10 protein-coding genes are annotated in these 15,638 nt (G+C 61.0%); 5 read left to right on the forward strand and 5 right to left on the reverse strand.

Translation table 11 applies throughout. The features are described 5' to 3' along the window. Positions 1-123 precede the first annotated feature (123 nt). The 3 genes from ACM6JM_RS15495 to csrA all read left to right on the forward strand — a co-directional run bounded on the left by ACM6JM_RS15495 (position 124) and on the right by csrA (position 1,660). Entirely contained in the window at positions 124-939 is an 816-nt protein-coding gene (locus tag ACM6JM_RS15495) for an SDR family oxidoreductase (protein ID WP_039770605.1), read from the forward strand. 64 nt (positions 940-1,003) lie between these two features. Next, positions 1,004-1,336: a YnfA family protein gene (locus tag ACM6JM_RS15500; RefSeq protein WP_007950874.1), complete on the forward strand. Its 333-nt coding sequence runs from the start codon at positions 1,004-1,006 to the stop codon at positions 1,334-1,336. Between the two features lie 138 nt (positions 1,337-1,474). Beyond that, complete coding sequence (csrA, locus tag ACM6JM_RS15505) at positions 1,475-1,660, forward strand: carbon storage regulator CsrA (protein WP_039770603.1); 186 nt, start codon at positions 1,475-1,477, stop codon at positions 1,658-1,660. Between the two features lie 6 nt (positions 1,661-1,666). Here the strand turns inward: csrA and ACM6JM_RS15510 are convergent, their stop codons facing one another. The 4 genes from ACM6JM_RS15510 to ACM6JM_RS15525 all read right to left on the reverse strand — a co-directional run bounded on the left by ACM6JM_RS15510 (position 1,667) and on the right by ACM6JM_RS15525 (position 6,727). Beyond that, entirely contained in the window at positions 1,667-1,894 is a 228-nt protein-coding gene (locus ACM6JM_RS15510; protein WP_003172962.1) for a YheU family protein, read from the reverse strand. Positions 1,895-1,953: 59 nt separating this feature from the next. Continuing rightward, positions 1,954-3,144 carry an osmoprotectant NAGGN system M42 family peptidase gene (locus ACM6JM_RS15515; RefSeq protein ID WP_414882151.1) on the reverse strand — a complete coding sequence of 397 codons (1,191 nt, stop codon included), beginning with the start codon at positions 3,142-3,144 and terminating at the stop codon, positions 1,954-1,956. A gap of 61 nt (positions 3,145-3,205) precedes the next feature. Continuing rightward, complete coding sequence (ngg, locus tag ACM6JM_RS15520; protein WP_210709621.1) at positions 3,206-4,951, reverse strand: N-acetylglutaminylglutamine synthetase; 1,746 nt, start codon at positions 4,949-4,951, stop codon at positions 3,206-3,208. 3 nt (positions 4,952-4,954) lie between these two features. After that, a complete protein-coding gene (locus ACM6JM_RS15525) occupies positions 4,955-6,727 on the reverse strand; it encodes an N-acetylglutaminylglutamine amidotransferase (RefSeq protein ID WP_414882152.1) in 1,773 nt (590 codons plus the stop codon). A gap of 296 nt (positions 6,728-7,023) precedes the next feature. On the opposite strand from ACM6JM_RS15525, the gene ACM6JM_RS15530 reads away from it, so the two are divergent. Beyond that, positions 7,024-11,856, forward strand: a complete 4,833-nt coding sequence (locus ACM6JM_RS15530) for an NEL-type E3 ubiquitin ligase domain-containing protein (protein ID WP_414882153.1) — start codon at positions 7,024-7,026, stop codon at positions 11,854-11,856. A gap of 18 nt (positions 11,857-11,874) precedes the next feature. Here the strand turns inward: ACM6JM_RS15530 and mnmC are convergent, their stop codons facing one another. Next, positions 11,875-13,854 carry a bifunctional tRNA (5-methylaminomethyl-2-thiouridine)(34)-methyltransferase MnmD/FAD-dependent 5-carboxymethylaminomethyl-2-thiouridine(34) oxidoreductase MnmC gene (gene mnmC / locus ACM6JM_RS15535; protein WP_414882155.1) on the reverse strand — a complete coding sequence of 660 codons (1,980 nt, stop codon included), beginning with the start codon at positions 13,852-13,854 and terminating at the stop codon, positions 11,875-11,877. Positions 13,855-14,026: 172 nt separating this feature from the next. Here mnmC and pap point away from each other — a divergent pair, with 172 nt between their 5' ends. Continuing rightward, the gene (pap, locus tag ACM6JM_RS15540; RefSeq protein WP_103387092.1) at positions 14,027-15,541 is read left to right on the forward strand and encodes a polyphosphate:AMP phosphotransferase; all 1,515 of its coding nucleotides are present in this window, start codon (positions 14,027-14,029) and stop codon (positions 15,539-15,541) included. The last annotated feature ends 97 nt before the right edge of the window (positions 15,542-15,638 follow it).

Genomic DNA, 15,638 nt, shown 5'->3' on the forward strand with positions numbered 1-15,638 from the left:
CTCGCTTATTTCGTTTGTTGTCGCGGTTTGCCCTCGCCATTCAGCAATCTGATGGAGCGTGGGTCGCTGCGTATCCTTCGCTACACTCCGCGCATCTTCCCCGGAACAACAAGGCTGTCTGCTATGCAAAATCGCATGATGATCACTGGCGCGGGCTCTGGCCTGGGTCGCGAAATCGCGCTGCGCTGGGCGCGTGAAGGCTGGCAACTGGCCTTGTCCGACGTCAGCGAGCCCGGTTTGCAAGAGACCCTGAAATTGGTTCGCGAGGCCGGTGGCGACGGCTTCATCCAGCGCTGCGACGTGCGCGATTACAGCCAGCTGACGGCGTTCGCCCAGGCCTGCGAAGTGAAACTTGGCGGCATCGACATCATCGTCAACAACGCCGGTGTGGCCTCGGGCGGTTTCTTCAGCGAGCTGTCGCTGGAAGACTGGGACTGGCAGATCGCGATCAACCTGATGGGCGTGGTCAAGGGCTGCAAGGCGTTCCTGCCGCTGTTGGAGCAGAGCAAGGGCAAGATCATCAACATCGCCTCGATGGCCGCGCTGATGCAGGGCCCGGCGATGAGCAACTACAACGTGGCCAAGGCCGGAGTGGTGGCGCTGTCGGAAAGCCTGTTGATCGAACTGGCCCAGCAGGAAATCGGTGTGCATGTGGTCTGCCCGTCGTTCTTCCAGACCAATCTGCTGGATTCTTTCCGTGGCCCGACACCGGCGATGAAAGCCCAGGTCGGCAAGTTGCTGGAAAGTTCGCCAATTACCGCCAGTGACATTGCCGATTACATCTACAAGCAGGTCGCAGCCGGCGAGTTCATGATCCTGCCCCACGAACAAGGGCGCATGGCCTGGGCGCTCAAACAGAAGAATCCGCAGTTGCTGTACAACGAAATGACCGCGATGGCGGAAAAGATGCGCGCCAAGGCCAAACAGAACAACGGCTGAACTTGCCCGGGGTTCGCCGCATCGTTAGGGTGGCCGCAACAGTCACCCTGACGAGATGTCTTGCATGCTCAATTACCTGTGGTTCTTCCTCGCCGCGCTTTTCGAAATCGCCGGCTGTTTCGCGTTCTGGATGTGGCTGCGCCAGGGCAAGAGCGCCTTGTGGGTGATCCCGGCACTGATCAGTCTGACTCTCTTTGCGCTGCTGTTGACGCGCGTCGAAGCGACCTACGCCGGTCGCGCCTACGCCGCTTATGGCGGCATCTACATCATTGCTTCGATTGGCTGGCTGGCGGTGGTCGAGCGCATCCGCCCGTTGGGATCGGACTGGATCGGTGTGGCGCTGTGTGTGATCGGGGCCAGTGTGATTCTGTTCGGGCCGCGGTTTTCCGCGAGCTGAATCTTGCAGGCCTGAAGGAAACGTCTGAAGGCTTGCGCGCCTTGGCGCGTAGGGAATGACTGAATTGCCCGGCATGCATTGTAGGGCGCTCGAAACCCGCGCATCTTCAAGGCTCGCAAACCTTGAAGGACACCTCCCATGCTTGTACTCAGCCGTGTTGTCGGTGAACTGATTTCCATCGGCGACAACATCACTCTGCGCGTTCTGGCGGTCAACGGCTCCAGCGTGCGGTTCGGCGTCGAAGCGCCGGAGCAGATCGGCGTGCATCGCGCCGAGGTCTACGAACGGATCCAGCGCAAGCAGGCCAGCGGCAAGGGCCGCTGACCGTTTTCAGTCGAACAGGTGCTTGGGCACGTCGTGCTTGAGCATCAACTGGCATTGCTCGCTTTCCGGATCGAAAACAATCAACGCCTGGCCTTTGGTCAGCGCCTGGCGAACCCGCAGTACGCGGGTTTCCAGCGGCGTGTCGTCACCGTTGTCGGTACCGTCACGGGTGACGAAATCCTCGATCAGGCGGGTGAGGGTGTCGACTTCAAGCGCGTCGTGGGGAATCAGCATGGGCACCTCGGCTAAATCAATGTCGGGATGCTACGGCGAATGACCGCCGAGGGCCAGACTCAACTGTCCGAGCGTTGCCCCACCAGGCTGTCCACCGACGGCACACGGGTGTCGCTCTCCATCTGCGTTTCGTGTTCGATCTGGTGACTGAAGCGGTCCAGTGATCCGGTGGCCGGTTGTGCATCGCTGGCGAACACCGGCGGACTCAGAATGTACGCCCCCAGCAAACGACTGAGCGCCGCAAGGCTGTCGATGTGCGTGCGCTCGTAGCCGTGGGTTGCGTCGCAGCCGAAGGCGAGCAGGGCGGTGCGGATGTCGTGGCCGGCAGTCACTGCCGAATGGGCATCGCTGAAGTAATAGCGAAACAGGTCGCGGCGCACTGGCAGTTCGTGCTCGCCTGCCAGACGCAGCAGGTGCCGCGACAGGTGATAGTCGTACGGCCCGCCGGAATCCTGCATCGCCACGCTCACCGCATGTTCACTGGAGTGCTGGCCCGGCGCGACCGGGGCGATGTCGATGCCGACGAATTCGCTGACGTCCCACGGCAAGGCTGCCGCCGCGCCGCTGCCGGTTTCCTCGGTGATGGTGAACAGCGGATGACAGTCGATCATCAGCTCCTGACCGCTGTTGACGATGGCTTTCAGCGCTGCCAGCAGCGCGGCGACACCGGCCTTGTCGTCCAGATGTCGGGCGCTGATGTGGCCGCTTTCGGTGAACTCCGGCAATGGATCGAAGGCCACCACATCGCCGACACTGATGCCCAGCGAATCGCAATCGGCGCGGGTCGCGCAGTAGGCGTCCAGACGCAGCTCGACGTGATCCCAGCTGATCGGCATCTCATCCACGGCCGTGTTGAACGCATGCCCGGACGCCATCAGCGGCAACACGCTGCCGCGAATCACACCGTTGTCGGTGAACAGGCTGACGCGGCTGCCTTCGGCGAAGCGGCTTGACCAGCAGCCTACCGGCGCCAGGGTCAGACGCCCGTTGTCTTTCACCGCGCGCACGGCGGCACCGATGGTGTCCAGGTGCGCCGACACTGCACGGTCGGGGCTGTTTTTCTTGCCCTTGAGGGTGGCGCGGATCGTGCCGCGACGGGTCATCTCGAAGGGAATGCCGAGTTCTTCCAGACGTTCGGCGACATAACGCACGATGGTGTCGGTGAACCCGGTAGGGCTGGGAATGGCGAGCATTTCCAGCAGGACTTTCTGCAGGTAATTCAGATCCGGTTCGGGAATTTGGGTGGTCATGGAAACTCCTGTTGCGGGGCGTCATTCGCGCGTTGAACGCGGGAATGACGCTGAAGAGAGATCAAACGGCCGGCTGACTGTGCGGAAACAACAGATCGACAAACCGCTCGGCCGTCGGTTGCGGCTCATGGTTGGCAAGACCCGCCCGCTCGTTGGCTTCGATGAACACGTACTCTGGTTGATCCGCCGCCGGTACCATCAGGTCGAGGCCGACCATGGGTATTTCCAGGGCGCGGGCCGCACGCACGGCGGCCTCGGCCAAGGTCGGATGCAGAATCGCCGTGACGTCTTCCAGCGTGCCGCCGGTGTGCAGATTCGCCGTGCGCCGCACGAACAGATGCTCACCCGCCGGCAGGATGCTGCTGTAGTCGTAACCGGCTGCGTGCAGGGTGCGCTGGGTTTCGTGATCCAGCGGAATCTTGCTTTCCCCGCTGGTCGCCGCCTGCCGGCGCCGACTCTGGGCTTCGATCAGGGCGCCGATGGAATGATGGCCGTCGCCGACCACTTCCGCCGGCCGGCGGATCGCCGCTGCAACCACCTCGAAACCGATCACCAGAATCCGCAGGTCGAAGCCTTCATGGAAGCTTTCGAGCAATACGCGAGTGTCGAACTGTCTGGCCGCTTCGATGGCCTGCTGCACTTCCTCGATGGTCTGCAGATCCACCGCCACGCCTTGGCCCTGTTCGCCATCCAGCGGTTTGACCACCACTCGCTGGTGTTCATCGAGGAACGCCAGATTGTCGTCCGCGTTCCCTGCCAACTGCTGCGACGGCACATTCAACCCGGCGGCTTTCAACACTTTGTGGGTCAGGCTTTTGTCCTGGCACAGGTTCATGCTGATGGCGCTGGTCAGGTCGCTCAGTGATTCGCGGCAACGCACCCGGCGCCCGCCGTGACTGAGGGTGAACAGCCCGGCATCGGCGTCATCCACTTGCACGTCGATGCCACGTCGATGGGCTTCCTCGACGATGATCCGCGCGTAAGGGTTGAACTGCGCCTCCGGGCCGGGGCCGAGAAACAGCGGCTGATTGATGCCGTTCTTGCGCTTGATGGCGAACGTCGGCAGGTTGCGAAAACCGAGTTTGGCGTAGAGGTTTTTAGCCTGGCGGTTATCGTGCAGCACCGACAGATCGAGATAGCTCAGGCCGCGGCTCATGAAGTGTTCGATCAGATGACGCACCAGCACTTCGCCGACCCCGGGGCGCGAACACTGCGGATCGACCGCCAGGCACCACAGGCTGCTGCCGTTTTCCGGGTCGTTGTAAGCCTTCTGGTGATTGAGGCCCATGACGCTGCCGATCACCGCGCCGCTGTCGTCGTCTTCCGCCAGCCAGTACACCGGGCCGCCCTGATGGTGCGGGGTGAGCAAGGTGGCGTCGATCGGCAGCATGCCGCGCGCCTGATACAGCTGATTGATACCCTGCCAGTCCGCGTCACTTTGCGCACGACGGATGCGGAAGCCGCGAAACACGCGGGTGGACTGACGATAATCGCTGAACCACAAGCGCAGGGTATCGGACGGGTCGAGAAACAATTGGGTCGGTTCCAGCCCGAGAATCTGCTGCGGCGCGGCAACGTACAAAGCAATGTCGCGCTCGCCCGGCTGCTCGTTGAGCAGTTCCCGGGCAAGGCTGGCCGGATCGGGGAAGGTGTGACCGATGAGCAATCGGCCCCAGCCGCAATGCACCGCGATCGGTTCGGCGGCAGGCTCGCTGCCATCTTCGGCCAGGCGCGCCTGCAAGCGTTCGTAGGACGGCGTCTGACCGCGCAGCAGGCGTTGGCTGTAAGCCGTGGCGTGAGGTTTCATCGATCAGATTCCTTGTTCGCTGAGCCACAGGTTCAGGGCTGCCAGTTGCCACAGTTTGGAACCGCGCAGAGGCGTGAGTTGACCTTGTGGATCAGTGAGTAATTTGTCGAGCATCGCCGGGTTGAACAGGCCGCGATCCTGACTCGGGTCGAGCAGCAGTTCGCGCACCCAGTTCAGAGTGTCGCCCTGCAAATGCTTGAGTCCCGGCACCGGGAAGTAACCTTTCTTGCGGTCGATCACTTCGCTCGGGATGACCAGACGCGCGGCTTCTTTCAGCACCTGCTTGCCGCCGTCCGGCAGTTTGAACTGGCCCGGAATGCGGGCCGACAATTCCACCAGTCGATAGTCGAGAAACGGCGTGCGCGCCTCCAGGCCCCAGGCCATGGTCATGTTATCGACGCGTTTGACCGGATCGTCCACCAGCATCACCGTGCTGTCCAGACGCAGGGCCTTATCGACCGCCGCATCGGCGCCGGGCTGTGCGAAATGTTCCTTCACGAAGTCGCCGGCGGCGTCATTGGCAGTCAGCCATTTCGGCTGCACGGTCGCGGCGTAATCGTCGTAGCTGCGGTCGAAAAACGCTTCGCGATAAGCCGCATACGGATCGGCCGCGCCGTCCACCTGCGGATACCAGTGATAACCGGCGAACAACTCGTCGGCGCCCTGGCCGCTTTGCACAACCTTGCAGTGCTTGGCCACTTCGCGGGACAGCAGATAGAAGGCGATGCAGTCGTGACTGACCATCGGCTCGCTCATGGCGCGGAACGCCGCGGGCAGTTGCTCGATGATCTCTTTTTCGTCGATGCGCAGTTGATGGTGCTGGGTGCCGTAGTGTTTTGCGATCAGGTCTGAGTACTGAAACTCGTCACCGCGCTCGCCACCGGCATCCTGAAAACCGATGGAAAAGGTCGACAGGTTTTCCACACCGACTTCGCGCAGCAGACCGACGAGCATGCTCGAATCGACACCGCCGGAAAGCAGCACGCCGACATCCACCGCCGCCCGTTGGCGGATCGCCACGGCTTCGCGGGTGCTGTCGAGCACGCGGTCACGCCAGTCTTCCAGGGTCAGATTTTTTTCGTCGTCGTGTGGGCCGTAGGGTAGGGTCCACCAGGTTTTCTGCTCGGTGGTGCCGTCCGCTTCAATGCGCATCCAGCTCGCGGGTGGCAGCTTTTCGATGCCTGCCAGCAAGGTGCGCGGCGCTGGCACCACGGCGTGGAAATTCAGGTAATGGTTGAGCGCCACCGGATCGAGGATCGGGTTGATGTCGCCGCCCTTGAGCAACGCCGGCAGGGCCGAGGCAAAGCGCAGGCGCTGACTGGTGCGCGACAGGTACAGCGGCTTCACACCGAGACGGTCGCGGGCGATGAACAGGCGCTGGGCATCGCGCTCCCAGATGGCGAAGGCAAACATGCCGTTGAGTTTCGGCAGCAGCGCCTCGCCCCAGGCGTGATAACCCTTGAGCAGCACTTCGGTGTCGCCGCCGGAATAGAACGCATAACCCAGCGCTTCGAGTTCGGCACGCAATTCAGGGAAGTTGTAGATCGCGCCGTTGAAGGCCAGGGACAGGCCCAATTGGCTGTCGATCATCGGCTGCGCCGAGCCGTCCGACAGGTCCATGATTTTCAGGCGTCGATGGCCCAGGGCAATCGGCCCCTGGGCATGAAAGCCCCACGCGTCGGGGCCGCGAGGCGCCAGGTGATGGGTGATTCGCTCGATGGCTGCAAGGTCTGCAGGTTGTTGATCAAAACGTAACTCGCCAGCTAATCCGCACATAAGGTCCTTACCGGTTTTTCCGTTGGGGAAGGTGTCGCAGTACCGCGCCGAAATGGCCGGTACTCAGAAACTGACCCGGCTGGGATGTGGGAGTTTTAGAACGATCAGTTATAAGTGCATCGGCCTGACCGATGGGCCATTAGCTTCCCGTTTGAGTTGATGGGTAGTAGATAAATATTGAAAACATGCAGATGTCTGCTTGTTTGCCGGCTTGATCACGTAGTTTTTCGTGTTTTTTTTCCAAGGGCCGGACCGGTAGGGTAAGTGTTCCGAAGCGCAATAAAGGAATATTGCCCATGTCGAGTACGAAGTCGGACACCCCGACACCGTTGACCCAGAAACAGATACTGAGTTTTTTGCTGGAAGCTACCGGCGATCTGGATACTGCCCAGGCCTTGCAGAAAATCCTGCCCCCCAGCCTTCTCAAAGGTTCCAGCTCTACACTTGCCGCGCTGGACCAGACCGCGCGTGAGTTACACGCCGCTCAGGCGAAGATCGAAGCCGATCTTGGCCGCTTGCAACCTTTGAACAGCTTTTGCGCCGCGCTGTTGACCAGCGCCCTGAAAGCGCGCTGGCCAGTGGCGTTCGATGTTGAAAAAGACTATCTGGAGTTGCCGGGGGACTACTGCGGTTGTGAGCCCGTCACCCCGCCCGGCGGAGGACCACCGGTCACGCCGCCGGCAACCCCGACGCTGCTGGAAGCGGCGATGCAGAACTTCACCAAGCGTGAGGCGCAGGACGATTTCTTCCCCGCAGCCAGTGCGGTGCGCATCTCTGTACAGCCTGCAGGAATTGCGGGACTGACACCGACAGCGTTCGCCGCACTCTGTCGCGAGCTCGATCTGGGGAAAAAATACCAACAGCATTTTCAGAAGGTTTTCGGCATCAGTGAGGTTGATGGCAAAGCGGTTGCCACCGGTCCCATGGTCCGCGACATCACTGCCCTGAAAAAACAGTTGCTGCAACTGGATCTGCATCTGGCGCTGTTGAAAGAGCACATCAGCCAGGACGCGTACGAAAGTCTGGAGCGCCTGCTCGCGGCCGGCGGTATCGCTGATGCAAAAAGCCTGAACTACAAGGGCCGGCCGTTGATCATGCAAGGCATCGAACTGCTCGACTGTTGCATCTGGGGTGTCGTGGTATTTTCCGAGGGTTCGGTCGAGTCGGACCCGGATCAATGGTGTCTGGTGTACATGCCCGGCGAGCCCTCTCAACCGTTGTACGAGTATGCGAGTTTCTCGGCGTTCCTCGTGTACCTGGAATACCAATTGGGGATGGCCAGTTACAGGAGCTACTTCACTCATTGCATCGGCGAGGTGGACAAGGCGGATTTCTTCAAAAAATTCGCGGACGCTCGCAGCCTGGATCGCGCCAAATATTTGCCGATCAACGTTTCGCTGCTCGACTTCATGTACCAGAGCCATATCGGCAAACTGCAGATCGATGCTCGCGCGCTCGCTGTACCGACTGCCGATGTGGATGAGGAGGCACGCAAGAAGCGCCTGCTCGAGTATCTGGAAATCGGCCTGACGGTCGCCAATGTGGCCGGGATTTTCATACCGGTCGTAGGGCAACTGATGATGGGTGTTGCCGTGGGGCAAATGCTTGCGGAAGTTTATGAGGGCGTTGAGGACTGGTCGCGGGGAGATCGTGAGGAGGCGTTTTCGCACCTGCTCAGCGTGGCTGAAAACATCGTGCTGATGGTCAGCGTGGGGGCCGGTATCAGGGGATTGAAAACACTGGCGATCAAGACGGTGCGCAAGCATCCGGATTTCTTCCAGCCGTTCATGGCCATATTGGACCGTGACGGTCAGCCTCGATTGTGGAAACCGCAGTTACTCGGTTATGAACAGCCGCTTCCGACAGGTGCCGAACCAGAACCCGATACTGCAGGCTTGTTCCGGGCGAACGACAAGCAGTTTGCCCATTTCGACAATCGGGCTTACGAGGTGGCGCTGGAGCCTGCATCCAATACCTGGGAAGTCCGACACCCTGTGCGTGCACAGGCTTATCAGCCGGTATTGAAGCGCAATGATCGCGGAGGCTGGCGTCATGACTTCGAACAGACCGAGCGCTGGAGCGGGGCGTACACGCTCAAACGCATTGATCCTGGTCTTGAGGGTTGGGAAGACAGTCGTCTGGAGATGGCCCGTCGGTTGACCGACACCCGGATCGATGAGCTGCATCGCCTGAGCGATGACAACCGACCGCTGCCGCCTCGCTTGCTGGACATGATCGAGCGTTTTGGAATCGAACGCAGAGTGCGCGACTACATTGCCGCCATGGAGCGTGGCGAGGCGAGCGATCGGCGTTACGTCAACGAACAGCTGCATGCATTACCCCGGCTTGCCAACTGGCCGGCCGATCGCTACGTCAAAGTCGTGGATGAACAAGGGCGGATCACCGCGACCTACCCGCCCGGATCGATTGACGACGATACCGTGAGCGTCATTGTGAAGCATGCGCGACTGGAGAAGGGCGAGCTGCTGCAAGCGGTCATCGATGTTCTGCATCCCAAAGAAGTGGATGCCTTGGTGGGGGCTGACGTAGCCCCGGCCGATGCCAGTCAGCAGTTGGCGAAAGTGATCGGGGCGGCGGTCAAGGCCGATCGAAGGTCGACTTTCGACCATCTCTACAGCCGATACGATCAAGACGTTACCGGAGAGTTTCTCAAGCTGCGCAGGGCCTTTCCCGATTTGCCGGTGCGCTCCGCCCGAGAGCTGCTCAAGCGGACGCCAAGCGTTGAACGGATGCACCTGCGCAGCACCGGGCGGGTGCCCATGGGGTTGGCACAACGGGCGCGTCAGGCTTTGAGCGATGGGCGAGTGGATCGGGCATTGGCAGGTTTTTACCTGGCCGACATTGCCAATGCCGATACCGGGAAACTGGCGATCGGTTTGCTACCCCGTCTTGCTGGTTGGGATCCTGAGTTCTATCTGGAACTGCGGGCGAAATCCTTGAGCGGTCAGGTCCTGGAAACGCTGGGCGAAAAACCGCTGGTTACGTCGAGTTCATGCACGCTGGTCAGACTCGACAATGGTTACGAGGTGTTTGGCAGCGACAGGAAGTCACTCGGCAAGATCGCGTCCGGACCGGAAGATTTCTATCAGGCGATTCTCAAAGGTCTTTCAGCGCAGCAGCGCAAGGCCATCGGATTTGTGCAACCGACGCCGGAAAATGGCGGGCGCCTGCGCGGCAAACTGTTGGAGAGTGCTCTGGATGAACGTGAGGCATGCGCCCGCGTGTTGGCAGGTGGTCAGTGGCAAACGGAGACCGCCGAGCCTGTGTGCACGCCTGCCGACTCTCCCGCCGGGTCGAACACTCATTCGCGTCGTTTATTGCGGCAGGTGAAAAAGCTCTATCCCTTGTTTACCGACGTACAAGCCAATGAGTTTCTTGACCAGTTGGGTAGCGACCATCTGACCAGGGCGATCCGGGTTCGGCAGTTGCGGGAGGATCTGAGCCGACTACAGGGCGTGATGGATACCTGGATCCAGGATGAGGCAGCCATGAAGGCCCTGGGCGGTGATCTGAACGAAATTCGTGAATGCCGGCAAATCGTTGCGTTTGAAATCGAAGACTGTTTTCGCCGTTTGATCTCCCTGCCCGATGACGCCGGGCGTCTCGTCTATGGTTTGAAGCTCGATGGCATGCGCTTCGGCAAGTTTCCGACCTTGCCGGTCGGTTTGACCTTTGATCATGTCAGGCAATTGTCTCTGCAAGACATGTTGCTGGACGACGATGCCGCTTATTTCCTCAAAGCGTTCACGAACGTCGAGTCCCTCGAACTGGATCGTAATCAGATCACCCGGTTGCCCGAGATCATTTCGCATATGCCGAACCTCAGGCGGCTGAGCCTGGCCGGCAATCGGCTGCAACTGACCGAGCACGCCCTGGTGAAGCTGGCCGGGTTGCGCACCTTGCAAAGACTGAATCTGAGCGGGAACCCCCTCGGCGCTACGGTGGATGTGGGCAACCTGTTCGATCTGACTTACCTCTCCTTGCGTAATACCCGCGCCACGGAGCTGCCAAAAGGCCTGCAGTTTCTACCCAATCTGGATCGGGTGGATCTGCGGGATAACGAAATCCGTGATCTGCCTGCCTGGCTTTTTGAAACGCCCAGACGCTTCAGTGAAACGATCAATTTGCGGCGTAACCCGATTTCCGAAGTCAGCAGAACTTACCTTGAAAACTACCGCACGACGGTCGGCGTCGGCATGGGTTACCTGGATAACGATATCGCGCGACTGGACGAAAACCAGGCACGTACGATCTGGCTGACCCAAACGGGAGGAGAAAAGGGCTCCCGGCATCTGCAGATGTGGAACGCACTCAAGGATCACCCAAGGGCCGAAGGCCTGTTCGCGCTGCTGGCGGAGTTGGGCAATTCCGCCGAGTCAGCCAATGTGCGCGAGGATATGCACCGGCGGGTCTGGACGGTTCTGGACGCAACGCAGACCGATGCCGAATTGCGGGAGCAGATTTTCGATCTGGCGGCCAACCCGATCAATTGCACGGACAATGCGGCGTTGAACTTCAGCCACCTGGAAGTTGCAGTGCACGTCCACCATGTGACCCGTGGTCCCAGGGGGCAACGCCCTTCGACGAAGGCGCTGATGAGGCTGGCGAGGGGACTGTTCCGGCTTGAGCAGATTGACCGGATCGCCGCGGAACATGCGCAGGTCCGTGCGGCACCTGACCCGCTGGAAGTGACCCTTGCCTACCGCTCCGGTCTGGCGCAGGCACTCGAATTGCCCGGGCAACCTTCGCACATGCATTACGCCTCACTCGCGGACGTGACAGGGGCGGATCTGGTGGAGGCCATCAATCGAATCCAGACTGCTGAACTGTCTCCCGAGTGGCTGGCGTTTCTCGTTCGCCAGCCCTGGTGGAACGAATACATGAAAAGCAGTTTTGCACAACAGTTCGACGATGCGCGCGCGCCTCACCAGGAAGAAGCCCTTGCGTTGTTCGAAAAAGCTGAAGAACTCAGCTCGGCCGACTATCTCAGCGAAATGAACCTGTGTGCCGCCCGGCAGGAACAGACGGAAAGCGCCTTGCTCGAGCGGTTGACCGAGCAAGTGCTACGACTGGTCGAGGGCAATATCTGCCTGTTGCCCGGTGGTTGATTGCGATCCCGGATTCGGTCATTTGCCCCGGATCAGCCACCGCAAGGCAAACCGGTTCGGATGACACGCCTCTGCGACACCTCTGGGCAGGGGCAGCGGTTCGTTGTCCAGCCAGGCCGCCAGCAGTTCACCGGACAGTGGCGCGGTGATCAGCCCCCGGGAACCGTGGCCACTGTTGACGTACAGACCGTCCAGCCATGGGCAGGCAATGTCCGGCACTTGCCGGGCATCCTTGCTCAAGGCTCGATAGGCCTCGGAGAAGGCTTCGCGATCGGCGAGCGGGCCGACGATCGGCAGGTAATCGGGGCTGGTGCAACGGAAGGCTGCCCGGCCCTGAAGACTTTCGGCGTCGAGCTCGCTGACGTGCAGGCGCGCGACCAGATCGGTGGAGATCTCTTCGAGCATCGCCAGATTGCCCAGGTGTTCGGCGGTGGTCGGAGTCAGGTCGTCGCTGTTGAAATCGAAACTGGCGCCGAGGGTGTGTTCGCCCAGGCGTGCCGGTGCGACATAGCCTTCGGCGCAGACCACCGTGGTCAGTGCCTGGCTGTGCGTGGTCTGCGCCAGTCGAGTGATCTGCCCGCGAATGCGCTTGAGGGGCAGGTCGGCGCTCTGGGGGAAACGCTTGATGTCGGCGGCGCCGGCCAGCACCACGACGGGCGCTGTTGCGATCAATCGTTCATTGTCGAAGGCTTGCCACTGACCGTCGATCTTGCGCAACTCCACGGCTTCCTGATGGGGCAGCAGCGTGACGCCCGGTTGTGTCGATTGCGCCTGACACAACGCCGGCGGATGCACCCAGCCGCCCTCGGGGTAATACAAACCGCCATGAGCCAGACCGATCCCGGCGCGGGCCTGTGCTTCGGGTTGATCGAGCCACTGCAGAAGATCCTCGGGAAACGCGGCCGCCAGCTGCGCCTGACGCTCGCGTTCCTTTTCATTGAACGCCAGTTGCAGCACGCCGCAGTCATCCCAGTCGGTGCCGCGCTGCAGGGTTTCCAGCAAACGTCGGGTGTAGCCAAAACCGCTGACGATCAACTGCGACAGTGCGGTGCCGTGGGCGGACAGTTTCAGGTACAGCACGCCTTGCGGATTGCCCGAGGCTTCCTGCGCCACCGCGTCATGCCGTTCCAGCAGACTGACCTGCCAGCCCCGCGCCGCGAGGCTGGCCGCCGTGGCGCAACCGGCCAGGCCGGCACCGATCACCAGCGCACGACGCTCTCCAGTGAAAGGCGCCGGGCGGGCGAACCACGGTTTTTCAGCTGCGGGCAATGGGACATCTTGTGGCCAGCCGAGAAATTCGCCGCGCAGGATCTCCCACTTGTGGCCGATGCCCGGCGTGCGTTTCATCTTGAAGCCGGCGGCATTCAGCAGACGCCGCACCCAACCGGTGCTGGTGAACGTGCTGATGGTCGAGCCGGGCGCCGCCAATCTCGCCAGCTCGGCGAACAGTTCGGCGGTCCACATTTCCGGGTTTTTTGCCGGGGCGAAACCATCGAGAAACCATGCGTCGATCTGCCCGTCCAGTTGCGGCAACTGCTCCAGCGCGTCACCGATCAGCAGCGTCAGGGTCACGCGACCGTTATCCAGAACAATGCGCTGAAAGCCTTGATGGATGGCGACGTAATGCTTGAGCAACTGATCCGAGAACGGCTTTAGTTCCGGCCACAGCGCCAGCGCCCGTTGCAGGTCGGCGGGGCTCAACGGAAATTTTTCGACGCTGACAAAATGCAGCCGCGCACCGGCCACTGCGTGCTGTTCGAACAACTGCCAGGCGCAGAGGAAATTCAGCCCGGTGCCGAAGCCGGTTTCACCGATCACCAGTCGCCCACCCGCCGGCAGTGCGGCGAAGCGCTCGGCCAGACGGTTCTGTTCGAGGAACACGTAGCGGGTTTCATCCAGCCCCGACTGGTCGGAAAAATACACATCGTCGAACACTCGCGAACGCGGGCGTCCCTGGTCATCCCAGTCGAGTTGGGCGTGGGGCAATACAGGTTTCATGGCAGGCTCGGCAACGACAAGGCGGCCATTCTAGCCGATCACGCAGGCGGCGCTTGATCCATGGCAAGCCTTGCCGACGATCACTCAAGGACAATCCGCCGCCGGCGGGAATTTCTGTGCCGCGTCCGAGCCCAATCCGCTAGTCTTGCTGAATCCTGGAAGGAGCCGTCCCATGTTCGAATCCGCTGAAATCGGTCACGCCATCGACAAAGACACCTACGAAGCCGCCGTGCCCGCCCTGCGTGAAGCCTTGCTTGAAGCCCAGTTCGAGTTGCAGCAGCAGAAGCGTTTCCCGGTGATCATTTTGATCAACGGCATCGAAGGCGCCGGCAAGGGCGAGACGGTGAAGTTGCTCAACGAGTGGATGGACCCGCGCCTGATCGAGGTGCGCACCTTCGATCAGCAGACCGATGAAGAGCTGGCGCGGCCACCGGCCTGGCGTTACTGGCGGATGCTGCCGGCCAAGGGGCGGATGGGGATATTCTTCGGCAACTGGTACAGCCAGATGCTGCAGGGCCGGGTGCATGGTTTGTTCAAGGATCCGCGACTGGATCAGGCGATTGCCGGCGCCGAGCGCATGGAAAAGATGTTCTGTGATGAAGGCGCGCTGATCTTCAAGTTCTGGTTCCACCTCTCCAAGAAACAGATGAAGGCGCGGCTCAAGGCCCTGGCTGACGACCCGCTGCACAGTTGGCGCATCAGCCCCCTGGACTGGCAGCAATCGCAGACCTACGACAAGTTCGTCAAATACGGCGAACGCGTGTTGCGCCGCACCAGTCGCGATTACGCACCGTGGCATGTCATCGAGGGGGTCGATCCGCACTACCGCAGCCTGACGGTCGGCAAGATTCTGCTCGAAGGGCTGCAAAACGCCTTGAAGCGTCCCGATGTGCATCCCCATGAGGTCAACGCTGCACCGTTGGGGACTTCCGTCGATCAGTTGAACCTGCTCGACAGCCTCGACCTGACTCAGCGTCTGGACAAAAAAGATTACGAAGAACAACTGATCACCGAGCAGGCAAGGCTGTCGGGGCTGATGCGTGACAAACGCATGCGCCGGCATGCGCTGGTGGCGGTGTTCGAAGGCAACGATGCGGCGGGCAAGGGCGGTTCGATCCGTCGGGTGGCGGCGGCACTCGATCCGCGTCAATACAGCATCGTGCCGATTGCCGCGCCGACCGAAGAGGAACGGGCGCAGCCGTATCTGTGGCGGTTCTGGCGGCACATTCCGGCGCGGGGCAAATTCACCGTGTTCGACCGCTCGTGGTACGGCCGGGTGCTGGTGGAGCGGGTCGAGGGCTTTTGCAGCACTGCCGACTGGATGCGCGCCTATGGCGAGATCAATGACTTCGAGGAGCAACTGGCCGATGCCGGAGTGATCGTGGTCAAGTTCTGGCTGGCCATCGACAAGGACACGCAGATGGAACGCTTCCAGGAGCGCGAAGAAATCCCGTTCAAGCGCTTCAAGATCACCGAAGACGACTGGCGCAACCGTGACAAGTGGGACGCCTATCGTGCCGCCGTGGGCGACATGGTCGACCGCACCAGCACCGAAATCGCGCCGTGGACCCTGGTCGAGGCCAATGACAAGCGCTGGGCCCGGGTCAAGGTGCTGCGCACGATCAACCGGGCACTGGAAGAGGCTTTCGAGAAATCCGACAAGCGAGCCAAAAAGCACAAGGACTGAACCGATGGGCCCGCATACGCGAGGTGAATGATCGTCGCGGTCGGCGATTGGGTGGACTTATGCTCGTTCCACTCTCAACCGACTGCAACAATGAGGT

Source organism: Pseudomonas sp. IT-P2 (assembly GCF_949767575.1).
GTDB classification, from domain to species: Bacteria; Pseudomonadota; Gammaproteobacteria; order Pseudomonadales; family Pseudomonadaceae; genus Aquipseudomonas; species Aquipseudomonas pharyngis.

What these genes read in the sequence shown, in the direction of transcription:
- ACM6JM_RS15500 (WP_007950874.1), top strand. Translation starts at nt 1,004, where the DNA reads ATGCTCAATTACCTGTGGTTCTTCCTCGCCGCGCTTTTCGAAATCGCC.
- ACM6JM_RS15525 (WP_414882152.1), bottom strand. Translation starts at nt 6,727, where the DNA reads ATGTGCGGATTAGCTGGCGAGTTACGTTTTGATCAACAACCTGCAGAC.
- ACM6JM_RS15515 (WP_414882151.1), bottom strand. Translation starts at nt 3,144, where the DNA reads ATGACCACCCAAATTCCCGAACCGGATCTGAATTACCTGCAGAAAGTC.
- mnmC (WP_414882155.1), bottom strand. Translation starts at nt 13,854, where the DNA reads ATGAAACCTGTATTGCCCCACGCCCAACTCGACTGGGATGACCAGGGA.
- ACM6JM_RS15510 (WP_003172962.1), bottom strand. Translation starts at nt 1,894, where the DNA reads ATGCTGATTCCCCACGACGCGCTTGAAGTCGACACCCTCACCCGCCTG.
- pap (WP_103387092.1), top strand. Translation starts at nt 14,027, where the DNA reads ATGTTCGAATCCGCTGAAATCGGTCACGCCATCGACAAAGACACCTAC.
- ACM6JM_RS15495 (WP_039770605.1), top strand. Translation starts at nt 124, where the DNA reads ATGCAAAATCGCATGATGATCACTGGCGCGGGCTCTGGCCTGGGTCGC.
- ACM6JM_RS15530 (WP_414882153.1), top strand. Translation starts at nt 7,024, where the DNA reads ATGTCGAGTACGAAGTCGGACACCCCGACACCGTTGACCCAGAAACAG.
- csrA (WP_039770603.1), top strand. Translation starts at nt 1,475, where the DNA reads ATGCTTGTACTCAGCCGTGTTGTCGGTGAACTGATTTCCATCGGCGAC.
- ngg (WP_210709621.1), bottom strand. Translation starts at nt 4,951, where the DNA reads ATGAAACCTCACGCCACGGCTTACAGCCAACGCCTGCTGCGCGGTCAG.